The sequence below is a fragment of the Brenneria izadpanahii genome, from assembly GCF_017569925.1.
Lineage (GTDB): Bacteria > Pseudomonadota > Gammaproteobacteria > Enterobacterales > Enterobacteriaceae > Brenneria > Brenneria izadpanahii.
The window spans coordinates 741,363-765,998 of record NZ_CP050854.1 but is presented as its reverse complement, the minus strand read 5'-3'; the positions used below and the strand labels follow the sequence as shown (position 1 = coordinate 765,998).

The following is a 24,636-nucleotide window of genomic DNA, read 5'->3' as shown; positions in this document are numbered from 1 at the left end:
GCTCTTGATGAAAAAGAGGATTGTCTGGATCTTGGCGGCGGCCGTCAACAGGTCATTTTCATATACATAGACTTCGCCATTGCCGCGCACAAAAACATCGGGAGTGTTTTTGAATGGCGCTTGCGGCGGCCCGAAGGCCAGCCCCAGGATGGGGCGAGCAACCGGAAATCTCGGCAACGCCGAGCCCCCGTCGACCCCGCCGATTGCGCGGGGACGGCGGGGCAACCGGCGCGGATGGCCGGGCATACGCGGTAAGGGACGATGGGTTAGGAGGATTTATCCCCCCAAATACATCTTCTTCACTTCGGGGTTGGCCAGAATCTCCTTCGCGTTTCCTTTCAGGACTATCTTGCCGTTCTCCAGCACGTAGGCGCGATCGGCGATCTTCAAGGCGGCGGTCGCGTTCTGTTCAACCAGGAGGATGGTAATATTGTCCTTCTGCAATTGCTTAATAATATTGAACATTTCGCCAACGATCTTCGGCGCCAGCCCCAGGCTGGGTTCATCCAGCATCAGCAACACCGGCTCGCTCATCAACGCCCTGGCGATCGCCAGCATCTGTTGCTCGCCGCCGCTCATCGTCCCCGCCAGTTGGCTACGACGCTCTTTCAAACGCGGAAACAGCGTGTACATTTTATCTTTCAGATAGTTGAAATTAACCGGGTTGTTGTACGCCCCCATACGCAAGTTTTCTTCAATGGTCAGGTTGGTGAAAACCTTGCGTCCTTCCGGCACCAGCGCCAGCCCTTTCCTGACTATCTGATGCGTCAGGCTGTTGGAAATATCTTCATTCAGGAAATTGACCTGCCCGGTCGATTTCACCAGGTTAATAATACCGTTCAGCGTTGAGGTTTTCCCCGCGCCGTTACTGCCAATCAGCGTAACGATCTCGCTGTTATTCACCTCGATGTCGATCCCCTTTAATCCCTGAATCAATCCATAAAATACCTGTAGATCCTCGGCCTTAAGCATAATCGACATCTCCAAGATACGCGGCAATCACCTCTTTATTATTAATCGCCTCATAGGTAGCGCCGCTGAATAACGGTTTACCATAATCCAGCACCAATACCCGCTCGCACAGGGTATTAACGAAAGACATATCATGTTCAATCAGTAAAACCGTTAACTTGTAATCCTCACGCATTCTAAAAATCAGCTGCGCCAATTCATTCGTTTCTCTGGGGTTCATACCAGCCGCGGGCTCATCCAACAGCAGCAAGGTCGGCGAAGTCGCCAATGCCCTGGCGATCTCCACTTTACGCTGATTCCCATAGCTCAGGTTGTTCGCCAGCGCCTCGGCATGTTCAGCGATACCGATATATTCAAGGATCTCCATCGCTTTTGCTTTCGCCCGTTTTTCCGCCGAGAAAAACCGCCCCATATGCAATGCCGCTTCAATAAAAGAATAATGAATCGAGCGATCGAAACCGATTAATACGTTCTCCAGTACCGTCATCGAATTAAACAAACGAATGTTCTGGAAGGTACGGGCGATACCGCGATTAACCACAAGGTTCGGTTTTAATCCGGTAATTTTTTCATTACCCAACATTACCGTTCCCGAAGTCGGTTTATAGTTTGAGGTAATAACATTAAATAACGTGGTTTTTCCCGCGCCATTCGGACCAATCAAACCGAATATTTCAGCCTGATTAAGCGTAAAGCTAACACCATCAATGGCGCGCAATCCGCCGAATTGCATGATGATATTATCCACGCTGAGGATAGGTTTATTTTCCATAACGGCGCTTCCTATTAACTTCCCAAATCTCCTGTTTACCCAATAACCCTTCACGGGCAAACAACATAATAATGAGCAACACCAATGAGAATACGACCATGCGCAAGCCGGGATACGATCCCAAATCCTCGCCGAAGAAACTTAACGGCTGATCGAGGAAACGCAGCCACTCGCCGCTTCCCACCACCACCACGGTCCCTAAAATAGCGCCGGTGGTGCTGCCAAGCCCGCCTAGAACGATGATGATCAGCAGTTGGAACGTCAGCATGAAATCAAACAGATCGGGAGAAATAATCGTCAACAGCGACGCCAATAACCCCCCGCCGATACCTTCTAAGAAAGCGCTGGTGGCAAAAGCGCAGGTTTTAATTTTGAAGGTATTAATCCCCATCGCAATCGCCGCATCTTCATCATCGCGAACGGCTTTCATCGCCCGCCCGTATTTCGAATAGACGATTTGCAAAATAAGCAGCACGGCGATTAAGGCGATAAATCCGCACCAATACAGCATATGGCTGGCCTGGGGAATTTCATTCAAACCAATCGCGCCATTGGTGAACTGCGGATTATTAATCGCCAGGATTTTAATAATAAAGCCGAAGCCCAATGTGACAATCGCCAGATAATCGCCCCGCACCCGGAAAACCGGAAACGCCAGACATACCGCCAGTATCGAGGAGCAAATGCCGCTGATAATCAACGCCGGTAAAAAAGTGGTATGTACGGCCAGGATCACCGGGCTGGGAGACGCCATCTCGAACATATCCATTTTAGTATCCGCGCTTAATAACAGCAGCGCGGTAATATAAGCGCCGACGGCGACAAAACCATTGGGTTCGAGTGAAAGCTGACCGGTTACGCCGTTAATCAGGTTATAACTCACCGCCAGGATCATAAAAATAAAAATATTACAGACAATACGGATAATATAATCGTCAAAAACATTCTGTAGCGCGAACAGCATCAGAAGCATGATGACAAATAACCCGATATAGCCTATTAGCAGCGAAAATGAGTTTGTTGGCATTCTCATCAAAAACGGCTCCTTTCCAGTCTTTCATCACCCATAATGCCTACCGGTCTGAATAACAGAACCAGGATCAAAAACATAAACGCAAAGGCATCTTTATATCCGCCCAGTTCCGGGAATACCGCCACGGCGACCACTTCGGTAAATCCCAGTATAAAGCCGCCGATCACCGCCCCCGTTACGCTGCCGATACCGCCTAACACGGCGGCGGCAAACGCCTTCAGGCCAATAAGTATCCCCATTAACGGATCGATGGTCGGATAGCTGGTGGCGTAGAAAATACCGCCCAGCGCCGCCAGCGAACTGCCCAAAGCAAAGACAAAAGCAATAATATGGTTGGCGTCCACCCCCATCAGGCGAACGGTGTTGACGTCGAAAGCGACCGCGCGAATCGCCATCCCTTGCCGCGTCCGGTACAGGATGAAAAGAATGCATCCCAGCAATACCAGCGTAACCAACGGCACCAGCCAGGCCACATTGGTGATAATGATGCTGCCCAATGAAACGGTTTGATTAAAGAATTCGGGAGCGGCGAAGAAGCGCGGGCTTCCGCCAAACAGCACGTTGAACAGGTTCTCCAGAAAGAAACTCACGCCAATCGCGGTAATCAGCATGGAAATTTTAGAGGCCTGACGCAAAGGTCGATAGGCAATCTGATCGATACAGACGCCCAGCAAAGCCGAGAAGAGAATAGCGAATAAAATAGCCGCGCCGAAAGGCAGCTCAAAGGTGGTTGAGCCGAACAGCGCCAGAAACGCCCCGACCATCATAATATCGGCGTGAGCAAAGTTGATCAGTCGTAATACGCCGTACACCATGGTGTAACCGATGGCAATCAGCGCATACATACTGCCCAGGCTCATGCCGTTAACCACTTGCTGAAGGAAAATGGCAGCATCCATAAATTCAATCCTTATTTACCTTGCTCTACCCAATAGATTTATGCGGACTATCCCGCCCGCCTCCGGGGGCCGAGGCTCCCGGCGGTTTTCTCAAGGCGCGGCGCTCTCCCGGCGCGCAGGCGACGGGAGAACAAACAGGCCCAAACGCGGCTTACAGCGGCTCCGCACCGGAGCCGGGTAAGTTAAGGGAGCCTGCATCGCTGCGACTTGAAAAATGAAGGAGATAACTTAAGGATTAACCACCGTTTTAAAGGCCAATTGTCCATCTTTGACTTCATTGATAACGGCGTTTCGGATTGCATCACCATCTTTCAACGTCAAGGTGCCGGTAATGCCTTCAAAGTTGTTGGTGGCGCGGATTTTCTCATTAACGCAAACACGGTCTTTTGGATCGCTGCACTGATTCATCGCGTTGACGATCATTTTGTAAGCGTCGGCCGTCATTGCCCCCCAGGTATGCGTCGGTTCCTTATATTTCGCTTCCCAGGCTTTAATGAATTTCTCGCCTTCTGGCGTCTGTTCTTTCGCATTCGGCGAGTAGTAGTCGGTGGTCATATAACCTTCAACCGCATCCTGACCGAGCTTAAAGAATACCGGGTCGGCCGCCAGACCGTCGCCGCCGACGACCGGCACCTTCAGACCCAGCTGTTTGGCCTGCACCGCAATCAGTGCGCCTTCGGTGTAATAAATCGGCATATAGATCATGTCGACGTTTTTAGCCTTGATGGTGGAAAGCTGGGCCTTGAAATCCTTGCTGCCGCCGGGAGCCTGAACTTCGATCGGAATGGTGCCGCCGTTTTTGAGGAACTGGGTGCGGAAGGATTTCGCCAGACCGACGGAGTAATCGTTGCTGCTGTCGAACATGATGGCGGCGGTTTTAGCGCCTAAATCACGTGATGCGAGGTTGGCTCCCACCACGCCCTGAAAACTATCGGAAAAGCATACGCGGCTGACGTATTCACGGTTGCGGGTAACGCGGTCGTTGGTTGCGGTTGGAGAGACCAGCGGCGTTTTAGTATCTTCCGCCATTTTGGTCATCGCCATGGTATTGGTTGAAGTCACCTCGCCGATCACCGCGTCGACTTTATCGCTGGAAACCAGCCGCTGCATGGCGTTAGCCGCTTCAACCTTATCGCTCTTATCATCAATAATAACAAGTTTGACCGTATCGCCGTTTTTCAGCGTCGATTCCATGCTATTCACCAGCTCAACCCCCTTTTGAGAAGGCTGCCCATAACCGCTAAGCGCACCACTCAAAGGCAGAACCACCCCGATCTTCACTTCAGCCGCCATTGCGTTGCCGGCGCAGATGACTGAGGAAACAAATGCTGCTGCTACAGTTATCCTGACAATTTTGTTATTCATGATCGCCTCTTTAATAATGAGAGATTCAAATCCCAGTAGTGGGATAAAGCCGTATGCCTGATTGTGAGAGTCCAAGAAGTGCCACAGGGATATATTCTGTTGGCCGAATAAAATTCAGCAATAAATGTGCCAAAACGATTAAATTATCTTTAACGATTTAATAAATAAAAGAAAAATTGATTTATTCCGGCGAATGAAATAGCAGAGAAGAGAAGATGGGAAATGGAATGCACCAATTTGTTTCGCCGTTGCTTTTAAAAAGTGCGTTGGCGCGAATGACAAAATTCTATAAGTAAATCAGTCACCCACCGCGGATTGGCGCTGCGCCCCCGTTATAAGCATCGGGTATTATTTATATTCTACCCAAACATCCCTGTAGACTGTTTTTATAGTGATAATTTCTTTAAACATGTAATTAGCCAATTTTTATGCTAAAAAACGTCGGCCAGGATATCTGTATAATTAGGAAGTTGTAGAAAAATTTATAATTCTTCCGTGAGGTGGCTATAATAAGTTTTCGCTGGTTTCAGATTCCCCGAACACGCGCTTTTAACCGCGCCATAGATACTGAACTCAACACCTAAGGTTATCCGTCGTTATGACATGTAATATTCAATAATATAATTACATTAATAATAGTTTTCGGGATAATTATTTTACAGGCTATGCATCTGCACCTATGATAGCGGCCATTTCTCATCACTGCCCCGATCTGCTAAAACGAAATAATGTCATTAAAACTATTCCATCACATCGGATTACGCCGGCTGATATTGCTGTTGGCCGTTACAAGCGCGTTAATCATGCTATGCAACAGTCTTTATGCCAGTTACCACGTACAACGTCAGCTTCTGATCGATAATACTCTGGAGGCTAATCGCGTTTACGCCGCGAAGATGGCGGCCACAACCGATGTTTTCTTCAAAGAATCGTTGCAACAATTGGCTTACAGCGCCGGCGAGGTCGCAAGCCGAATGGATGACGGCGACGCTCTGAACCAGGAAACCAAGCGTATCGGATCGCAGAGCCGTAGTTTTAACACCGTGTCTATCGTGGATGAACATGGCGTACTCAAGTCAAGTTTCCCCTATATCTCTAAATGGGTGGGGAAAAAAGTCACCACGGCCGGCGTGAGGCAGGCTTTACAGGAAAAAAGCCCGCTGATCAGTTCACCTTACGTTTCCGTGGCCAATAACCTGATCGTACTGATCTCAGCGCCGATATTTACCCGGGACGGGCGCTACAAAGGATTTATCAGCGGCTCCATCCACCTGGAAAAACCCAGTATTCTCAACACATTGCTTGACCAACACTATTATCGGGACGGTTCTTACATCTATGTTACCGACCACTATAGAAAAATCCTGTACCACAAGGATTCCGCCCGGATCGGAGAGGTTCTCAGCCATAGTCCGATAATTGACAGCCACACCTACAGCAACGGTAGCCGGAAGCTAACCAATAGCCAGGGTGAACAAGTGCTTGTCGGATACGCCGTGGTTCCCGCGAATCATTGGGAAGTGGTGGTGGTGCGCTCAACCGGGGAAACATTAAAACCCCTGGATAGCCTGATGATGAGCGTGTTGCGCCACACCCTGCCCCTGGCGATTCTAACGATATTCTGCGTTTGGCTGCTGGCTAGATTCATCGCCCAGCCGCTGTGGCTGCTGGCGCAAAGCGCCAATAAAATGGATTCGCTGACCGTTTCCGACGATATCAGGAAAATTCATGCCTGGTATTTTGAAGCCACGCAGCTTAAACAAGCCTTGCTGATCGGCATCGATCTGCTGCAAAAGAAAATCGGCCAACTACGCTCTGAAGCGCAAACCGACCCGATGACCGGCCTGCTCAACCGCCGGGGATTGGAAGGCATTTTGCGATACTGGCAGCTCGGCCAGAAAAACTTCGCCATCATCTCGCTGGATATCGACCATTTCAAAAGCGTTAACGACACCTATGGCCATGATATCGGCGATAGCGTCATAAAATACCTGGCTCAGATCATTCGCTCCAGCTCCCGGGAAAGCGATATTTTATGCCGTAACGGCGGGGAGGAATTTCTGATTTTATTGCCGGATACCGATATGAAAATAGCGGTATGCATTGCGGAACGCCTGCGCAGCGCGACGCAGGAAGCGACTATTCCGTCGGTCGGCAACATCACCATTTCTCTCGGCGTCGCGCAGTGGGCTCCGGGCACGAACGACGTCACTATGGAACACGCGTTTAAAATGGCGGATGAAGCGCTGTATAAAGCCAAACAGGAAGGACGCAACCGGGTGATCGCCGCCCCGACGCCGGCCTTAATAAGATAGGCGATGTTCTTTAATAACCGCGGCAGCCTCTTTTTCGCCAGCCGACAGGGATGTTCGCAAACGGCTGGACAATCACTGTATAAATAACCATACTTTATCTCATTATTGCGTATGAAAGAAGGCGGCTTTAGTGACCCAAACGCGTCAGGGCTTTATCCTTACCCGCCACTGGCATGATACTCCCGCAGGCACGCAGGTGGAATTTTGGCTGGCGACCGATGATGGTCCGCTACAGGCCCGCCTGCCCGTGCAGCAGGCCGTCGCGTTTATTCCAGCTCCGCAGCAGGCCCTGGCCGCCGCGCTGCTGCGCCATGAGAAGCACTGGCAATTACGGCCGCTGCCCTTACAGGACTTTCATCACCAGCCCTTGCTGGGGCTGTATTGCGCTCAATACCGTCAGCTTCTGAAGCTGGAAAAGATACTGCGCGAAGGCGGCGTTCAGGTTTACGAGGCGGATATCCGCCCGCCCGACCGTTTTCTTATGGAGCGCTTTATTACCGCTTCAGTCTGGCTGAGCGGCGAACCCGCCTCATCAAACCTGCTGACCCAGGTGCGCATGAAGCCCAATCCGGATTATCGTCCCAACCTCAAGCTGGTTTCGCTGGATATCGAAACCAATCGCCACGGCGAACTTTACTGCATCGGTCTGGAAGGCTGCGGTCAGCGCCAGGTTTATATGCTTGGGCCGGAAAACGGCCATGCCGACGACGCTGACGATTTCGCACTGGAGTATGTCGCCAGCCGCCCGCAGTTACTGGAAAAGCTGAACCATTGGCTGCAACGGCACGATCCTGACGCCATCATCGGCTGGAATCTGGTGCAGTTCGACCTGCGAGTATTACAAAAACATGCCGAACGCTACCGAATCCCCTTGCGGCTGGGGCGCAACAATACGGAAATGGAGTGGCGGGAACACGGCTTCAGGGCGGGGCATTTTTTCGCCGGCGCGGAAGGCCGTCTCATCATTGACGGAATCGAAGCGCTGAAATCAGCGACCTGGAACTTCGCCTCATTCAGCCTGGAATTCGTCGCGCAATCGTTATTGGGCGAAGGCAAGGCCATCGATACGCCCTATCAGCGAATGGACGAAATCGACCGCCGCTTCGCCGAAGATAAACCCGCCCTCGCCCGCTATAACCTGCAAGATTGCGAACTGGTGACGCGTATTTTCGCCAAAACCTCGCTGATCTCTTTTTTACTGGAACGCGCGAGCGTGACCGGCCTGGCGGCCGACCGCAGCGGCGGCTCGGTGGCGGCGTTTACCCACCTTTATCTGCCGCGCATGCACCGTATCGGCTATGTGGCGCCGAATCTGGGAGAAATCGCGCCGGAGGCCAGTCCGGGGGGCTTTGTGATGGACTCGCGTCCCGGCTTGTACGATTCGGTGCTGGTGCTGGATTACAAAAGCCTGTATCCGTCGATCATCCGTACCTTTCTGATCGATCCGGTCGGTCTGGCCGTCGGCATGTCGCACCCTGACGAACGGCACGCCGTCGAAGGGTTCCGCGGCGCCTGGTTTTCCCGCGAGCATCACTGTCTGCCGGCGATTGTCGAACATATCTGGCAGGGACGCGAAGCCGCCAAACGCACCAACAATAAACCGCTGTCGCAAGCGCTGAAAATCATCATGAACGCCTTTTACGGCGTACTGGGATCCAGCGGCTGCCGGTTTTTCGATCCCCGGCTGGCGTCTTCCATTACCTTGCGCGGTCACGAAATCATGCTGAAAACGCGGGAATTGATCGAAGCGCAGGGTTATCAGGTGATCTATGGCGATACCGACTCCACTTTCGTGTGGCTGAAACGCGCGCATACGGAAGAAGAAGCCGCGCGTATCGGCAACTCGCTGGTAGGGCTGGTGAATCAATGGTGGCGGAAACATTTACGCCAAACCCACGGGCTGACCAGCGCTCTGGAACTGGAGTTTGAAACGCACTTCCGCCGTTTTCTGATGCCGACCATCCGCGGAGCGGAACAAGGGAGCAAAAAGCGCTACGCCGGTATGATTGCGACGTCTCAGGAGGAGAAAATGGTGTTCAAAGGGCTGGAAACCGTGCGAACAGACTGGACGCCGCTGGCGCAACAGTTTCAACAGCAGCTCTATCTGCTGATCTTTCAACAGAAACCCTATCAGGAATGGCTGCGGGACTACGTCAGTAAAACTTTGAACGGCGAATTTGATGAACTGCTAATCTACCGTAAGCGGCTGCGCCGCCGCCTTGACGACTATCAGCGCAACGTGCCGCCCCACGCCAGAGCCGCCAAAATCGCCGATGATTATAACCGCCGGCAAGGACGGCCATTGCAATATCAAAATGGCGGCTGGATTAGCTACGTGATCACCACCAACGGGCCGGAACCGCTGGAAACTCAGCATTCGCCCCTGGATTACCAACACTATGTGGAGCGCCAGCTACAGCCGGTGGCCGATGCCATTCTCCCCTTTTTGCACGATGACTTTTCTACGCTGGTTACCGGTCAGATGGGACTATTTTGATAATCTGCATCAGTTCAAGGCGTTTGATCAGGTGACGAACGCGCCGCCATCCATTACCATAGCGCCCTTTCTAGATTGGCATCTTCAGCATGAGTTTTCATTGGCGGAAAGATGCCGAAAACACATCAGAGCGATGACAGTATTTATCACCATAGTCATTCCCGTGTACCGCCAATGACATCTCTGCGCAGGCTCCATTCCTGCCGTCGTTATCGAGAACGCGGGGGCCGGATTCTGAAGCCTCGCGCGATACTGCCTTCGCAGGAATGACGAAGTGAACGCAGGAATGGCAAGCCGGAATATCGTAACGCCGCATAAGATGCGTGGTTGATATTCCGCAAGTATGGCCTGAAACAATCCCGACACAGACAAAAATCGAGCAAAGAATTTATGCCTTTTACACTTGGTCAGCGCTGGATCAGCGATACGGAAAGCGAACTTGGATTAGGAACGGTGGTTTCCGTCGATAACCGCATGGTCACCCTGCTTTTCCCGGCCAGCGGTGAAAACCGACTCTATTCCCGTAGCGATGCCCCCATCACCCGCGTCATGTTTAACCCCGGCGATACCGTCTCCAGTCACGAAGGCTGGCAGCTCAAGGTAGAGGACGTACGCGATGAGAATGGCCTGCTGGTCTATATCGGCCGGCGTCTGGACGACGACGCGCCGGCCGAACTGCGTGAAATTCTGCTGGACAGCAAACTGACGTTTAACAAACCGCAGGATCGCCTGTTTGCCGGTCAGATTGACCGCATGGATCGCTTTGCTCTGCGCTACCGCGCGCGCAAAAATCAGCACGAACAAGCGCTTCAGCAATGGGGCGGGCTGCGCGGCATGCGCGCCAGCCTGATCCCTCATCAGCTGCATATTGCTTACGAAGTCGGACAACGCCACGCGCCTCGCGTATTGCTGGCCGATGAAGTCGGCCTGGGCAAAACCATCGAAGCCGGGATGATTATTCACCAGCAACTGCTGGCCGGCCGCGCCGAACGCGTCTTGATCATCGTGCCGGAAACCTTGCAACACCAGTGGCTGGTGGAAATGCTGCGCCGCTTCAACCTGCTGTTTTCTCTGTTTGACGATGAACGCTATACCGAAGCGAAGCTGGACAGCAGCAACCCCTTTGAAACAGAGCAACTGGTTATCTGTTCGCTGAGCTTTATGCAGCGCAATACGCAGCGTTTCGAGCAACTGGTAAATGCCGATTGGGATCTGCTGGTGGTGGATGAAGCCCACCATCTGGCCTGGAGCGAGGATGCGCCCAGCGCGGAATATCAGGCGGTCGAAAAACTGTCCCGGCATATCCCGGCCGTGTTGCTGCTTACCGCCACGCCGGAACAATTGGGGCAGCAGAGCCACTTCGCCCGCCTGCGATTGCTCGATCCGAATCGCTTCCATGATTACCGTGAATTTGTTGATGAACAGCGCCAGTACCGTCCGGTTGCCGATGCGGTGACTTCCCTGCTGTCTGGAGAAAAAGCCGCCCCCGCCGAGCTCAATGCGCTGAGCGAATTGCTGGGCGAACAGGATATCGAGCCGCTGCTGAAAGCGATTAACAGCGACAGCGAAGATAACCAGAAAGCGCGTCAGGAACTGATCGCCATGCTGATGGATCGGCACGGCACCAGCCGCGTGCTGTTCCGTAATACCCGTCAGGGCGTGAAAGGTTTCCCGCAGCGCGTTCTGCATCAAATCCGCCTGCCTTTGCCCGCCCAGTATCAAACGGCCATCAAGGTTTCCGGCATTATGAACGCGAAAAAAGCGCCTGAAGCCCGCGCGCGCGACATGTTGTATCCGGAACAGATTTATCAGCAGTTGGAAGGGGATGACGCCACCTGGTGGAATTTTGATCCCCGCGTCGAGTGGTTGCTCAATTATCTGACCGCCAACCGTGGCGAAAAAGTGCTGGTGATCTGTGCAAAGGCCGCGACCGCGCTACAGTTGGAACAGGTGCTGCGTACCCGCGAAGCCATTCGCGCCGCCGTATTCCACGAAGGGTTATCGATTCTGGAGCGCGATCGCGCCGCCGCCTATTTCGCTTCCGAAGAAGAAGGCGCGCAGGTGCTGATTTGCTCGGAGATCGGTTCAGAAGGCCGTAACTTCCAGTTCGCCAGCCAGTTGATCATGTTTGATCTGCCGTTCAATCCCGATCTGCTGGAACAACGTATCGGCCGTCTGGATCGTATCGGCCAGACACAGCAAATCCAGATCATGATCCCTTATCTGGAGAATACCGCTCAGGCGCTGCTGGTGCGTTGGTATCATGAAGGGTTGGACGCCTTTGAGCACACCTGCCCGACCGGCCGCGCCATTTACGACGCCCATTACGATCAATTGATCGAACGGTTAACCACGCAGGGCGAACAGCAGGGACTGGATGAATTTATCCGCGCTTGCCGGCAGCAGCATGAGCAGTTGAAACAGCAGCTTGAGCAAGGCCGGGATCGTCTGCTGGAGATGCACTCGAACGGCGGCGAACAGGCGCAATTGCTGGCTCAGGCCATTGCCGAACAGGACAACGACGTTAATCTGGTCACCTTTGCGCTTAATCTGTTCGATATCGTGGGCATCAATCAGGAAGATCGCAGCGACAACCTGATTATCCTGACGCCTTCCGATCATATGCTGGTGCCCGATTTTCCCGGCCTGCCGCAGGACGGCTGTACCATCACCTTCGATCGCGAACAGGCGCTGTCCCGCGAAGACGCGCAGTTTATCAGTTGGGAACATCCGCTGATCCGCAACGGACTCGACCTGATTCTATCCGGCGATATAGGCAGTTGCGCCGTATCCTTGTTGAAAAACAAGGCATTGCCGGTCGGTACGCTACTGGCGGAGCTGATCTACGTGGTGGAAGCGCAGGCGCCGAAGCACCTGCAACTGACGCGCTTCCTGCCGCCGACGCCAATCCGCTTGCTGATGGACCGTAAAGGAACCGATCTGGCCGGACAGGTGGAGTTCGAAAGCTTCAACCGCCAGCTCAACGCGGTGAACCGCCATACGTCGAGCAAACTGGTGAACGCCGTACAGGCTGATGTTCATGCCATGCTGCAACAGGCTGAACCGCTGGTGGAGGCCCAGGCCCGCCAGCTTATCGCCGACGCCCAGAATCAGGCCGATCGGCGGCTACGCCATGAACTGGAACGTCTGGAAGCGCTCAAGGCGGTGAACCCGAATATTCGTGAAGATGAGTTGAGCGCGCTGGAAAGCCAGCGCGAGCAGGTATTAACCAATCTTCATCAGGCAAACTGGCGTTTAGATGCGATCCGTCTGGTGGTGGTCACGCATCAGTAAGCGTATTTTTATTGATTAACCCCACCCCGTCCCTCCCCTTCGCAGGGGAGGGAGAAAAGCGAATATTGCGCGCCACGACGCCTCTGACAAAGGGGAATCCGTAGGGTGGCGATAAAGCATCACACGTGATCAATAGCCTGGAGAAAGGCAGTAGCGATGGAACCTTACAATCCCCCCACCGACCCCTGGCTGCATATTCTGTATCAGGATCGGCACATCATGGCGGTGAATAAGCCCAGCGGCTTACTCTCGGTGCCCGGCCGCGCGCCGGAACACCAAGACAGCGTAATGAGCCGTATTCAGGCGGATTACCCTGACGCCCAGTCCGTTCATCGTCTGGATATGGCCACCAGCGGCGTCATCGTCGTCGCGCTGACCAAAGCCGCCGAGCGTGAGTTAAAACGCCAGTTTCGCGAACGCGAACCCAAAAAATCCTACGTTGCCCGCGTATGGGGATTAATGGAATGCGACGAAGGATTAATCGACCTGCCGCTGATTTGCGACTGGCCGAATCGTCCGAAACAGAAAGTCTGTTTTGAACAGGGTAAATCAGCGCAAACCGAATATCAGGTGCTATCCCGCGATAGCGATGGGACCACGCGCGTCAAGCTGATGCCGATCACCGGGCGCTCCCATCAGTTGCGCGTCCACCTGCTGGCCCTCGGCCACCCGATTCTGGGCGACGGCTTCTACGCCCATCCGCAAGCCAAAGCCCTGGCGCCGCGCCTGTTGCTCCATGCGCAAGAATTGCGCATCACGCATCCTGAATTCAAAACGCCCATGCATTTTCGCTGTGAAGCGGATTTCTAAGCGTCTGCTAATCACGCCGGCGCGATAAACGGTTCGGGCCAAATGAGCGGGCATGGAGATAAAAAGCGATTGAAAAGGGAAACGTGAAAGGGAAAAGGAAATAACTATTTAAATTGATTGACGTTTTTAAGCAATTCGTAGGCGGCCTGAATATCCTGCGCCTTGCGTTTCGCCATTTCCATCATTCGGGGCGATAGCCCTTTCGCCGCCAGTTTGTCTGGGTGATGCTCGCTCATCAGCTTACGGTAGGCGCGTTTAATCGTCGTCGCATCATCGCTGCGGCTGACGCCCAGCGTACGGCAGGCGCTTTCCAGCGTCGGCCCGCGCGGCGCGGCCGGCTGCCGATGACCGCCGTAAGAGTGGCCGCCAGACGACTGGCTGCGGCGCTGATAAGACTTCCCGCCTTGCTTGGCGCCGGATTCGGACCGATTGGCGGAGCCCTCCATCGAGCGCAGAAAAAACTCGAACTGCTCGCGGCTCACGCCAAGTTCGTCGGCGATGACATACAGCAAACGTCTTTCGTTCGGATGAAGCGCCCCGTCGACAAGCGCGACCTGGAGTTGAATATCCAGAAACATCTTAATTAAATCAAAACGGCCGAGGCAGGCATCACGCAATTTCCGCAGCTTAAGACGCAATGGGAAATGGCTGGCTTTGCCTTCGCGAAACGCCTGTTGCGCCGCCGTTCTCGCTTCGCCAAACAGCTCCAGCCGATCCATGATTTTGGTCGCGATGCGGATATCGGCTTCCGTTACCCGTCCCTTGGATTTGGTTAGATGCCCCATCGCCTGAAAAGTGGTGAGGAAAAACAGCGACTGGCGGGTGGACTGGGCGGAAAAAAAGTTGCGGCGACGCAATGCCCTGGCCTTGTCGACCCAGTGGCCCATCAGCAATCCCATAAGTATTCCCCAGATGCCGCCGTTAGACATTATCCCCAGGATAAGCCCCAGCATCTTTCCCCAATACCGCATATACTCCTCAAATCCTCATGCCGTCGGCTAAAAATTGCTTTATCATACCCGTCATTTATCTTTGCACCTAACGGCAGCGCGTATAAAACAGTGGGGATTTAACACTGGCGCAACGCTGGCGACTAATATAGTCTCTGACCGTTTGCCGGCATGATGCCTCTGATAACGGAACATCCGATACAGCGTATGAAAAAAAGTTTCCCAACTCTGCTGGCCACTTTGGTTTGGTCGGCGCTATACAGTCAACAATCGCTGGCCGATCTCGCCGAACAGTGCATGCTGGGCGTACCCATGTACAACAGGCCGCTGGTAACGGGCGAGCCAAATCAATTGCCCGTTCATATTCAGGCCGATAAAACCGAAGCCGACTATCCGCAGAACGCCCGCTTCCTCGGCAATGTGAATATCGAACAGGGCAACAGCATCCTGACCGCCGAGCATGTGGAACTTAACCAGATCGAATCCGGCGATCAAAACACGCCCACCCGCACCGTGACCGCCACCGGCAATGTGCACTATGATGATAACCAAGTCATCCTGAAAGGTCCGAAAGCCTGGTCGAACCTCAATACCAAAGATACCGATGTGTATGAAGGCGACTATCAGATGGTCGGCCGTCAAGGGCGCGGCGCGGCCGACAAAATGAAAATACGCGATAACAACCGCTATACCATTTTGGAAAACGGCTCCTTCACATCCTGCCTGCCGGGAGATAATAGCTGGAGCGTCGTTGGTTCGGAAGTGATTCAGGATCGTGAAGAGCAGGTTGCCGAAATCTGGAATGCCCGCTTCAAGATCGGCAATGTCCCGGTTTTCTACAGCCCTTATCTGCAATTGCCCATTGGCGACAAGCGGCGCTCGGGTTTCCTGATCCCCAACGCCAAATACGGCAGCAGCAACGGCTTTGAGCTCATCACCCCTTACTACTGGAATATCGCCCCGAACTTCGACGCCACGATTACGCCGCACCTGCAAACCAAACGCGGCATGCAATGGCAGAACGAATTCCGTTACCTGACTTCCCCTGGCCGCGGGACAATAGAACTTGACTGGCTTCCCAGCGACAATAAATACGCCAAAGACTACCCGGACGACGATAACGCCACCCGCTGGCTGTTCTATTGGGGGCATAACGGCGTCATGGATCAGGTGTGGCGTTTCAACGCCGACTATACCAAAGTCAGCGACGATCGCTACTTCACCGATCTGGACTCCACTTACGGTTCGACCACGGACGGTTACGCCACGCAGAAATTCAGTCTGGGTTATGCCAACCAAAATTGGAACACCACGCTATCCACCAAACAGTTCCAGGTATTTTCCAGCGCAAACAGCCGGGACGTCTACCGCGCCGAACCGCAGCTCGATATCAATTATTATCAGAATGATATCGGCCCGTTTGATATGCAGCTTTATGGTCAGGCGGTAAAATTCACCAATATTAACGCTAACCGGCCGGAAGCGACGCGTCTGCATTTTGAACCCTCGTTAAACCTGCCGCTCTCCAACCGCTGGGGCAGCCTGAACACCGAAGCCAAGCTGTTGGCGACGCATTATCAACAGACCAAAATCGATCGTTATCAGGCCGATGCCTCGGTCACCGACAGCGCCAAAAACGATCTGAAAAGCTCGGTAAACCGCGTGATGCCGCAGTTCAAAGTGGACGGCAAGATGGTGTTCGAGCGTGAAATGAACTGGTCGCAAGGCTATACCCAGACGCTGGAACCGCGGGCGCAGTACCTGTATGTGCCATATCGCAATCAAAGCAGCATTCATACCTATGATTCGACATTGTTGCAGTCCGACTACTCGGGGCTGTTCCGCGACCGTAGCTACAGCGGCCTGGATCGCATTGCTTCCGCCAACCAAATCGCAACCGGGGTAACATCCCGCATTTATGATGATGCATTGGTTGAACGTTTTAATGCCTCCGTAGGTCAAATCTATTACTTTGATCGCCCCCGTACCGGCGACAGTAATATGACGCTCGACCAAAACAATGATAACGGCAGCATGGTATGGGCCGGGGATTCTTATCTGAGGGTTGACGACAATTGGGGTCTACGGGGAGGATTGCAGTACGACGCCCGTATCAACGAAGTGGCGTTGGGTGATGCCGTGGTGGAATACCGTAAAGACGCGGAGCGTCTGGTACAGTTAAACTACCGCTACGCCAGCCCCCAATATATTCGCGCAATGTTGCCAAACGTGCAGAACCCCGGTTTTCAGCAGGGGATCTCTCAGGTGGGCGTTATGGCCAGTTGGCCTATCGCCGACCGTTGGGCCGTTGTGGGCGCCTATTACTATGACACCAAAGCCAATCAGCCGGCTAACCAGTTGATTGGCGTGCAATACAACACCTGCTGTTGGGCAGTCAGCATCGGCTATGAACGTAAGATCACCGACTGGAATAGCGCCACCGCCAACAGCGTGTACGATAATAAGGTGTCGTTTAATATCGAGTTACGTGGTTTAAGCAATAACTACAGTCTGGGCTCCGAAAAAATGCTGCGTTCAGGCATTTTGCCTTACCAACGTGCGTTCTGATACATAGGGCGGAATGCGGCAACGTTACAAATGCGGCAGGCAGGCTGTGTCAATGAAACTTTTAACCCGCCTTGCGGATGAGATAAATGGGAAAGGTATGAATAACTGGAGAACGCTTATTTTCGGATTGGCACTAACGGCCTCTACCGCGTTCGCAGCACCACAGGTGGTTGATAAAGTCGCAGCAGTGGTAGATAACAGCGTTGTACTGGAAAGCGACGTAAACAGTCTATTTCAGTCCGTCAAGCTGAATGCGCAACATGCCGGTCAGCAATTACCGGACGATGCCACGTTACGTCACCAGATCATCGATCGTCTGGTTATGGATAACATCGTTCTGCAAATGGCGCAAAAAATGGGTATCCAGGTTACAGACGAACAACTGGATCAAGCCATCAGCAATATCGCGGCGCAAAACCGCATGTCGCTTAACGATTTAAAAAGCCAGCTGGCTTATGAAGGTCTTAACTACAACACCTATCGCCAGCAGATCCGTAAAGAAATGCTGATCGCCGAGGTGCGTAATAACGAGGTTCGCCGCCGCGTTAGCGTGCTGCCGCAGGAAGTCGATGCGCTGGCGAAACAGATTGCCAACCAAACCGGCGAAGACGACGAACTGAACTTAAGCCATATTCTCATTCCGCTACCGGAAAATCCCAGCCAGCAACAGGTGGACGAAGCTGAAAATCTGGCGGCATCCTTGGTGAAACAGCTCAACGAAGGCGCCGATTTCGGCAAGCTGGCCATCGCCTATTCCGCCGATTCCCAGGCCTTGAACGGCGGACAAATGGGATGGGGTAAATTGCAAGAGATCCCGACGCTGTTTGCTGAAAGGCTGATGCAGGTCCAGAAAGGACAAATTGTCGGGCCTATTCGTTCCGGCGTCGGTTTCCATATTCTGCGCGTCAACGATATTCGCGGCGGCGATCAAACCGTGTCCGTCACCGAATTTCATGCCCGCCACATTCTGCTGAGACCATCAGTGGTGATGACGGACAGCCAGGCGCAGGCGAAACTGGAAGAAGTCGCCCAGCAGATTAAAAACGGCAGCGCCGATTTTGTTTCTCAGGCCAAACAGCTGTCGCAGGATCCCGGCTCCGCCAATCAGGGCGGCGATTTGGGTTGGGCGTCTCCCGACATGTACGATCCGGCTTTCCGTGACGCGCTGCTGAAACTGAAAAAAGGCGAAATCAGCCAACCGGTGCACTCTTCTTTCGGCTGGCACCTGATTCAGTTGTTGGATACTCGTCAGGTTGATAAAACCGATGCCGCGCAGAAAGAACGCGCGTACCGGATGCTATTTAACCGGAAATTCGCCGAGGAAGCGCAAACCTGGATGCAGGAACAGCGGGCCGCGGCCTACGTTAAAATCCTTGATGGCGCAAATGACTAATGCAAACTGAAAGCGGTACGCAGCGTGTTGTGATTACTCCCGGCGAACCCGCCGGGATCGGCCCGGATCTGGTAATTACGCTGGCGCAGCAGTCGTGGCCGGTTGAATTGGTGGTGTGCGCCGATCCCGACCTGCTGCTGAGCCGCGCGCTGCAACTGCATTTGCCGCTGACGTTGCAATACTACCAGCCAGGGCAGCCCGCCCGTCCCCAACAGGCGGGGAGTTTGACGGTACTGTCGATCCCCACCCGGGCGACCACGGTGGCCGGTCAGCTTAACGTCAGCAACAGCGCCTATGTCGTCGAGACGTTGGCGCGGGCGTGCGACGGCTGCCTGAACGGAGAATTCGCCGCCCTGATTACCGGACCGGTGCACAAAGGCATCATTAACGATGCCGGCGTGCCGTTCAGCGGGCACACCGAATTTTTTGCCGATCGCAGTCACTGCAAACGCGTTGTCATGATGCTGGCGACCGAAGAGTTACGGGTGGCGTTGGCGACCACCCATCTGCCGCTTGCTGACGTCTCCGCCGCCATTACCCGGCAATGCCTGCATGAAGTCATTACCATTCTGCATCACGATCTGCAGACCAAATTCGGCATCGAACAACCGCAAATCTACGTTTGCGGTTTGAACCCCCACGCGGGCGAAGGCGGCCATATGGGGCGTGAAGAGCTGGATGTCATCACGCCCGCGCTGGACGAACTACGCCAGCAGGGTATCGCCCTTATTGGTCCGTTACCCGCAGATACGCTGTTTCAGCCGAAGTACCTGCAACACGCTGACGCGGTATTGGCGATGTATCACGATCAGGGCCTGCCGGTTCTGAAATATCAGGGATTCGGCCGGGCGGTAAATATTACCCTGGGGCTGCCGTTCATTCGCACCTCGGTCGATCACGGCACCGCCTTGGAACTGGCCGCCGCCGGCACCGCCGATGCCGGCAGCTTTATCACGGCATTAAATCTTGCCATTAAAATGACGCAACACATTAATGAATAATCGAGTACACCAAGGTCACTTCGCCCGTAAACGTTTTGGGCAAAACTTTTTGAGCGATCGTTTCGTGATCGACAGCATTGTTTCCGCCATTCATCCGCAACCTGGCCAGGCTATCGTCGAGATCGGCCCCGGCCTGGGCGCTTTGACCGAACCGGTCGGCGAGCGTATGGATCGCTTTACGGTGATCGAGCTGGATCGCGATCTGGCCGCAAGACTGGAGAGCCATCCGACGCTGAAAGATAAGCTGACCATTATCCAGCAGGATGCGATGACGGTGGATTTTTCGGCATTGGCCGAGCTGGCCGGGCAACCCCTGCGCGTCTTTGGCAATCTGCCTTATAATATTTCAACGCCGCTGATGTTCCATTTGTTCAGCTATACTCAGGCTATCCGCGACATGCATTTTATGTTGCAAAAGGAAGTAGTTAACCGTCTGGTCGCCGGCCCGAACAGCAAGGCCTATGGCCGCTTAAGCGTCATGGCCCAATATTACTGTCAGGTGATCCCGGTGCTGGAAGTACCGCCTACCGCGTTCAAACCGGCGCCGAAAGTCGATTCCGCCGTTGTCCGGTTGGTTCCTTACGCCCAGGTTCCATATCCGGTAAATGACATCCGCGTATTAGGCCGGCTTACGACCGAGGCGTTCAATCAACGTCGTAAAACGCTGCGCAACAGCCTGGGTAATCTCTTTACGCCGGAACAGCTAGCCGAGTTGGATATCGACTCAAGCTGCCGGGCCGAAAATGTTACGGTTGAGCAATACTGCCGGTTGGCAAACTGGCTGACCGAGCATCCTGCCGCTGCACAGGAATAACTGGAGTTGACGTGATGATTAATGCCCCCCGCGTTTGTGTACAGGTTCAGAGTTTCTATGTTGAGTCTCAGTCACAGCCCGATGAAGAACGTTTCGTATTCGCTTATACGATTACTGTCCGCAATCTGGGGCGGCATGAAGTAAAACTTTGCGGTCGTTACTGGTTGATTACCAACGCGAATGGACGCCAGACCGAAGTTCAGGGCGAAGGCGTTGTTGGCGAACAGCCGGTTATACAGCCGGGAAGCGAATTCCAGTACACCAGCGGCACGATATTGGAAACCCCATTAGGTACGATGGAAGGACATTACCAGATGCTCGATCATCAGGGTAATGATTTTCAAGTCAGTATCCCCGTATTCCGTTTGGCGATCCCCTCACTGATACACTAATTATGTCTACTTATTTAATTGGCGATGTTCACGGCTGTTTAGTTGAACTCAAGGCGCTATTGGCGCAAGTTTCCTTTAATCCGCAACAGGATACGCTATGGCTGACCGGCGATTTGGTCGCCCGCGGCCCGGATTCGCTTGAAGTGCTGCGTTTTGTCCGCTCGCTCGGCGCTGCAGTCCGCGTTGTTCTGGGAAATCACGATTTACATCTGCTCGCCGTCTACGCGGGGATTAGTTGCAGCAAACCCAAAGATCGGCTTTCCGCGTTGCTGAAGGCATCAGACGCCGATGAGCTGATAAATTGGCTGCGCCGGCAGCCGCTGCTGCAGGTCGATGATGATTTAAAACTGGTGATGGCGCATGCCGGCATTACGCCGCAGTGGAATCTGGAGACGGCAAAATCGTGCGCGCGTGAAGTGGAAGCCATTCTGAGCAGCGATAGCTATCCGCTGTTTCTCGATTCGATGTACGGCGATATGCCGAATCACTGGAGCACCGAACTCAGCGGTCTTGCCCGCCTGCGTTTCAGCACCAACGTTTTCACCCGGATGCGCTACTGCTTCTCCGGCGGTCAGTTGGATATGATCTGCAAAGACGCGCCGACGCAGGCGCCGTCATTGCTGAAACCCTGGTTCGAGTTACCAAGCCAGATCACGGAAGCAGGCTATGCTATCGCCTTTGGGCATTGGGCTTCGCTGAACGGGAAAGGCACGCCGGAGAATATTTACGCATTGGATACGGGCTGCTGCTGGGGGGGGAACTGACCATGCTGCGCTGGGAAGACAAGCGGTATTTCACGCAACAATCCTTGTCTCGTTCTGAACCGGGCAACGCCGAGTAATCCTCGTCGACAAGCCGCTCTTGCCTCTTTGGTTATGCCCGCTTCAGGCGGGCATCTTAAACAACGCCGGCGCGTTAGATGAAAGAACTCAATTTCTTTCAAGAATCTCAAAGCAGTAGCTATGAGAATTGTGCTCATCCGCATCATGAAACTCGCTGAAAGTGGACCTCCACTCGTCAGGTTCATAATCCGGGAAATGCGTATCGCCTTCCACCTCCACGTCGATGTGGGTCAGATACAGGCGGTTAGCCAGGGGCAACATCTGCTGGTAAATGCTTCCGCCGCCAATCACCATCACCTCTTCCACGTCGCCGGCCGCCGCAATCGCCTCATCCAGCGAAGAGACCCAGGTGACGCGCTCATCATCGCCCGGATGACTGCTGACGACAATATTCAGCCTGCCGGGCAGCGGCTGGCCGATAGAGCGGAAAGTATTGCGGCCCATGACGATCGGCTTACCGAATGTATTACGTTTAAACCATGCCAAATCCGCCGGTAAGTGCCACGGCATGGCATTTTCCATGCCGATAACGCGATCTACCGCCAATGCGGCAATCAAACTAATAACCATGGTGAAACCCTGTAGGTCAGAAAATTGCTGACACTATACGGAAAGCCCCCGCACTCGTCGATATGGATACATCTTATAGAAGAATATTTACAAGGGCTCCGTTGGGGCTACACGCCGGGGCGCTTACGATATAACCATATCCCCGGCAGCGACAGTCCGATAGACAGCGCGCCGACGATAAAACTGGCTTTCAGAAAATTGGTCATCAGGATATTCATCAATTCTTCGCTGTAGCCAAGATGAGAAATTTCCACCACGGAAATCATCGCGGTATAGGCGGAGATCCCCGGGAACATAGGAATAACCGCGGCGACGGTAAAAACCTTGGGATGCGCCAGCAGCCAGCGCGACCAGCGAATGCCGATGATTCCAATAGTAATCGCCGCCAGAAAAGACGCCCATTCGATATTCAAACCGAAATACATGGCGATAAATCGCACGCCATGGCCCAACGCGCCAAGGGCCGCGCAATAACGCAACGCTTTGACCGGAACGTTGAACACCATGGCGAATCCCAGTGCCGGAACGGCTGCCAGAGCCATATCCTGCAACAGCGCCCACAATAGACTTAAGCCCATCCGCGTAACCCCCACAGCGCTAACGCCATCACGACGCCAATGCAGGTCGACAGCGTCAACAGACTCGCGACCATCCAACGGGCCAACCCGGTATTGACGTGGCCCTTGAACATATCGGCCACCGCATTGATCAGCGGGAAACCGGGAACCAGCAGCAGCACGCTGGCCGCCATCGCCACCGTGGACGCCTGCTGGAATATGGGAAGTTTCATCAGGAGCCCGGAGGCCGAGGTCGCCACGAAGGCCGTCATACAAAAGTTAATCAGCGGATTAAGCTTGCGCGCGGTCAAGATCTGTTTGACATACATCGCCAGTCCGCTGGCGATCATCGTCACCATAAAGGCATCCCAACCGCCGCCATTCAACCGGCTGAAACAGCCGCAGGAGAGCGCCACTATCGACACCATCAACCAACGCGGATAGCGCAACGGCGTGATATGGGCGAAACGTTTTCCCACGCCTTCCACATCCAGCAATTTATGTTCGGCCATAATCACCACATGCTGCACCTCGGTCACCACATGCATATTGATGCCGCGATCGACATTATTTCGCGTGGATGTAAGGCAATTTCCCTGCATTATCGTGGTTAGTACAATGGCGTTGGCTGAGATTGAAGTTTCAACACTATCAACCCCCAGCGCCACGCCGAGCCGAGAAGATAACTTTTCCACAACCATACTTTCCGCGCCATGCTGCAACAGCAAAAGCGCGCACTGAATACACAACCGGGTTATCTCCCTTTGCTGTGTTGTTTCACTGACCATGTTTTTATCCCGATTCTATGCACGGAAGAATAACCCTAAAAAAGGCAAGGCAACTTGTTAACATATTGCAAGCCAATAGCCAATATTGGTGGTGATAATTAATTACTCTGACGTTATTATTCTACCCGTTTTGTCTTACTATTTTCGTCATATGGAACACATCATGTTCGAAACATCGCTGTTTGTCGCCACCATTGCCACGTTGGGAATGCTTTCTCCCGGTCCCGACTTTTTTCTGGTGATCAAAAATTCGGTTCGCTATCCGCGTCTCGCCGCACTGATGACGTCGTTTGGCGTAATTTGCGGCGTAGCCACCCATATGGCGTACTGCGTAGCCGGGCTGGCCGTCGTCATCACCACCACGCCATGGCTGTTTAATCTGCTGAAATACGCCGGCGCCGCTTATCTGATATGGGTAGGAATTCAGGCGCTGCTGTCTCGCGGCGGCAGTAAAATGAATGTTTCTCATTTGTCGCCGCAGCGCGTCAGCCTGAAAAAAGCGTTTTTACAAGGCTACCTATGTAATCTGCTTAATCCGAAGGCGACTCTGTTCTTCCTGGCCGTATTTACTCAGGTATTAAGCATCAATTCCGGCGTCGGCGAAAAGCTGTGGTACGCCGCGATCATTTGGGGGCTGTCTGTTATCTGGTGGCCGTTGCTGGTGGTGCTTTTCCAGAGTTCCCTGGTACGCAGAGGTCTGGAAAAGGCGCAAAAACTGGTGGATAAATTGCTGGGGACGGTTTTGATTGCGCTCGGTATCAAGGTTGCGCTGAGTTAACTTTTTTTCAAGGGCCGTTCGACGGC

The 24,636-nt window shown here is 53.5% G+C and carries 19 protein-coding genes and 1 pseudogene; 11 read left to right on the top strand and 9 right to left on the bottom strand.

Annotation, left to right across the window (positions count from 1 at the left end):
- Positions 1-276: 276 nt before the first annotated feature.
- The 5 genes from HC231_RS03400 to HC231_RS03380 form a co-directional block, all read right to left on the bottom strand.
- The gene (locus HC231_RS03400) at positions 277-972 is read right to left on the bottom strand and encodes an ABC transporter ATP-binding protein (RefSeq protein WP_208229730.1); all 696 of its coding nucleotides are present in this window, start codon (positions 970-972) and stop codon (positions 277-279) included.
- Positions 965-1,744, bottom strand: coding sequence for an ABC transporter ATP-binding protein (locus HC231_RS03395; RefSeq protein WP_208229729.1), 780 nt, complete (start codon positions 1,742-1,744; stop codon positions 965-967). The genes HC231_RS03400 and HC231_RS03395 overlap by 8 nt, the downstream gene beginning before the upstream one ends.
- Positions 1,734-2,717 carry a branched-chain amino acid ABC transporter permease gene (locus tag HC231_RS03390; RefSeq protein WP_246494785.1) on the bottom strand — a complete coding sequence of 328 codons (984 nt, stop codon included), beginning with the start codon at positions 2,715-2,717 and terminating at the stop codon, positions 1,734-1,736. Before HC231_RS03390 ends, HC231_RS03395 begins: the two co-directional genes overlap by 11 nt.
- Positions 2,718-2,776: 59 nt before the next feature.
- Complete coding sequence (locus tag HC231_RS03385) at positions 2,777-3,676, bottom strand: branched-chain amino acid ABC transporter permease (protein WP_208229727.1); 900 nt, start codon at positions 3,674-3,676, stop codon at positions 2,777-2,779.
- A 228-nt stretch (positions 3,677-3,904) separates the two neighbouring features.
- Positions 3,905-4,969, bottom strand: coding sequence for an ABC transporter substrate-binding protein (locus HC231_RS03380; protein WP_425490548.1), 1,065 nt, complete (start codon positions 4,967-4,969; stop codon positions 3,905-3,907).
- Positions 4,970-5,769: 800 nt separating this feature from the next.
- Between HC231_RS03380 and HC231_RS03375 the strand changes: the two genes are divergently transcribed.
- The 4 genes from HC231_RS03375 to rluA all read left to right on the top strand — a co-directional run bounded on the left by HC231_RS03375 (position 5,770) and on the right by rluA (position 13,957).
- Entirely contained in the window at positions 5,770-7,356 is a 1,587-nt protein-coding gene (locus tag HC231_RS03375; protein ID WP_208229725.1) for a sensor domain-containing diguanylate cyclase, read from the top strand.
- Positions 7,357-7,486: 130 nt separating this feature from the next.
- On the top strand, positions 7,487-9,853 hold the full coding sequence (locus tag HC231_RS03370) for a DNA polymerase II (RefSeq protein ID WP_208229724.1): 2,367 nt from the start codon (positions 7,487-7,489) through the stop codon (positions 9,851-9,853).
- A 390-nt stretch (positions 9,854-10,243) separates the two neighbouring features.
- Complete coding sequence (rapA, locus tag HC231_RS03365) at positions 10,244-13,147, top strand: RNA polymerase-associated protein RapA (protein ID WP_208229723.1); 2,904 nt, start codon at positions 10,244-10,246, stop codon at positions 13,145-13,147.
- Positions 13,148-13,303: 156 nt separating this feature from the next.
- Positions 13,304-13,957, top strand: a complete 654-nt coding sequence (rluA, locus tag HC231_RS03360; protein WP_208229722.1) for a bifunctional tRNA pseudouridine(32) synthase/23S rRNA pseudouridine(746) synthase RluA — start codon at positions 13,304-13,306, stop codon at positions 13,955-13,957.
- Positions 13,958-14,061: 104 nt separating this feature from the next.
- Here rluA and djlA read toward each other — a convergent pair whose 3' ends face one another.
- Entirely contained in the window at positions 14,062-14,928 is an 867-nt protein-coding gene (gene djlA / locus HC231_RS03355; RefSeq protein WP_208229721.1) for a co-chaperone DjlA, read from the bottom strand.
- Positions 14,929-15,114: 186 nt separating this feature from the next.
- Here djlA and lptD point away from each other — a divergent pair, with 186 nt between their 5' ends.
- The 6 genes and pseudogenes from lptD to apaH all read left to right on the top strand — a co-directional run bounded on the left by lptD (position 15,115) and on the right by apaH (position 21,916).
- Complete coding sequence (gene lptD / locus HC231_RS03350) at positions 15,115-17,475, top strand: LPS assembly protein LptD (RefSeq protein WP_246494675.1); 2,361 nt, start codon at positions 15,115-15,117, stop codon at positions 17,473-17,475.
- A gap of 97 nt (positions 17,476-17,572) precedes the next feature.
- Positions 17,573-18,868, top strand: a complete 1,296-nt coding sequence (surA, locus tag HC231_RS03345) for a peptidylprolyl isomerase SurA (RefSeq protein ID WP_208229719.1) — start codon at positions 17,573-17,575, stop codon at positions 18,866-18,868.
- The gene (gene pdxA / locus HC231_RS03340; protein ID WP_208229718.1) at positions 18,868-19,869 is read left to right on the top strand and encodes a 4-hydroxythreonine-4-phosphate dehydrogenase PdxA; all 1,002 of its coding nucleotides are present in this window, start codon (positions 18,868-18,870) and stop codon (positions 19,867-19,869) included. The genes surA and pdxA overlap by 1 nt, the downstream gene beginning before the upstream one ends.
- Positions 19,862-20,683: a 16S rRNA (adenine(1518)-N(6)/adenine(1519)-N(6))-dimethyltransferase RsmA gene (gene rsmA / locus HC231_RS03335; RefSeq protein ID WP_208229717.1), complete on the top strand. Its 822-nt coding sequence runs from the start codon at positions 19,862-19,864 to the stop codon at positions 20,681-20,683. Before pdxA ends, rsmA begins: the two co-directional genes overlap by 8 nt.
- Positions 20,684-20,697: 14 nt before the next feature.
- Entirely contained in the window at positions 20,698-21,075 is a 378-nt protein-coding gene (gene apaG, locus HC231_RS03330) for a Co2+/Mg2+ efflux protein ApaG (RefSeq protein WP_208229716.1), read from the top strand.
- 2 nt (positions 21,076-21,077) lie between these two features.
- Positions 21,078-21,916 (top strand): annotated as a pseudogene (gene apaH, locus HC231_RS03325) (bis(5'-nucleosyl)-tetraphosphatase (symmetrical) ApaH).
- Positions 21,917-22,004: 88 nt separating this feature from the next.
- Here the strand turns inward: apaH and folA are convergent.
- The 3 genes from folA to HC231_RS03310 all read right to left on the bottom strand — a co-directional run bounded on the left by folA (position 22,005) and on the right by HC231_RS03310 (position 23,832).
- Complete coding sequence (folA, locus tag HC231_RS03320) at positions 22,005-22,487, bottom strand: type 3 dihydrofolate reductase (RefSeq protein ID WP_208229715.1); 483 nt, start codon at positions 22,485-22,487, stop codon at positions 22,005-22,007.
- 107 nt (positions 22,488-22,594) lie between these two features.
- Positions 22,595-23,065: a threonine/serine exporter gene (locus HC231_RS03315; RefSeq protein WP_208229714.1), complete on the bottom strand. Its 471-nt coding sequence runs from the start codon at positions 23,063-23,065 to the stop codon at positions 22,595-22,597.
- Positions 23,056-23,832 carry a threonine/serine exporter family protein gene (locus HC231_RS03310; protein WP_208229713.1) on the bottom strand — a complete coding sequence of 259 codons (777 nt, stop codon included), beginning with the start codon at positions 23,830-23,832 and terminating at the stop codon, positions 23,056-23,058. The genes HC231_RS03315 and HC231_RS03310 overlap by 10 nt, the downstream gene beginning before the upstream one ends.
- Positions 23,833-23,995: 163 nt before the next feature.
- On the opposite strand from HC231_RS03310, the gene HC231_RS03305 reads away from it, so the two are divergent.
- Positions 23,996-24,610 carry a LysE family translocator gene (locus HC231_RS03305; protein ID WP_208229712.1) on the top strand — a complete coding sequence of 205 codons (615 nt, stop codon included), beginning with the start codon at positions 23,996-23,998 and terminating at the stop codon, positions 24,608-24,610.
- The last annotated feature ends 26 nt before the right edge of the window (positions 24,611-24,636 follow it).

Bases quoted from the DNA above. Each gene is read 5' to 3' on its own strand.
- lptD (WP_246494675.1), top strand. From the start codon at position 15,115: ATGAAAAAAAGTTTCCCAACTCTGCTGGCCACTTTGGTTTGGTCGGCG.
- HC231_RS03375 (WP_208229725.1), top strand. From the start codon at position 5,770: ATGTCATTAAAACTATTCCATCACATCGGATTACGCCGGCTGATATTG.
- rsmA (WP_208229717.1), top strand. From the start codon at position 19,862: ATGAATAATCGAGTACACCAAGGTCACTTCGCCCGTAAACGTTTTGGG.
- HC231_RS03400 (WP_208229730.1), bottom strand. From the start codon at position 972: ATGCTTAAGGCCGAGGATCTACAGGTATTTTATGGATTGATTCAGGGA.
- HC231_RS03380 (WP_425490548.1), bottom strand. From the start codon at position 4,969: ATGGCGGCTGAAGTGAAGATCGGGGTGGTTCTGCCTTTGAGTGGTGCG.
- HC231_RS03305 (WP_208229712.1), top strand. From the start codon at position 23,996: ATGTTCGAAACATCGCTGTTTGTCGCCACCATTGCCACGTTGGGAATG.
- HC231_RS03315 (WP_208229714.1), bottom strand. From the start codon at position 23,065: ATGGGCTTAAGTCTATTGTGGGCGCTGTTGCAGGATATGGCTCTGGCA.
- djlA (WP_208229721.1), bottom strand. From the start codon at position 14,928: ATGCGGTATTGGGGAAAGATGCTGGGGCTTATCCTGGGGATAATGTCT.
- rluA (WP_208229722.1), top strand. From the start codon at position 13,304: ATGGAACCTTACAATCCCCCCACCGACCCCTGGCTGCATATTCTGTAT.
- HC231_RS03395 (WP_208229729.1), bottom strand. From the start codon at position 1,744: ATGGAAAATAAACCTATCCTCAGCGTGGATAATATCATCATGCAATTC.
- HC231_RS03390 (WP_246494785.1), bottom strand. From the start codon at position 2,717: ATGCTTCTGATGCTGTTCGCGCTACAGAATGTTTTTGACGATTATATT.
- HC231_RS03385 (WP_208229727.1), bottom strand. From the start codon at position 3,676: ATGGATGCTGCCATTTTCCTTCAGCAAGTGGTTAACGGCATGAGCCTG.
- pdxA (WP_208229718.1), top strand. From the start codon at position 18,868: ATGCAAACTGAAAGCGGTACGCAGCGTGTTGTGATTACTCCCGGCGAA.
- folA (WP_208229715.1), bottom strand. From the start codon at position 22,487: ATGGTTATTAGTTTGATTGCCGCATTGGCGGTAGATCGCGTTATCGGC.
- rapA (WP_208229723.1), top strand. From the start codon at position 10,244: ATGCCTTTTACACTTGGTCAGCGCTGGATCAGCGATACGGAAAGCGAA.
- surA (WP_208229719.1), top strand. From the start codon at position 17,573: ATGAATAACTGGAGAACGCTTATTTTCGGATTGGCACTAACGGCCTCT.
- apaG (WP_208229716.1), top strand. From the start codon at position 20,698: ATGATTAATGCCCCCCGCGTTTGTGTACAGGTTCAGAGTTTCTATGTT.
- HC231_RS03310 (WP_208229713.1), bottom strand. From the start codon at position 23,832: ATGGTCAGTGAAACAACACAGCAAAGGGAGATAACCCGGTTGTGTATT.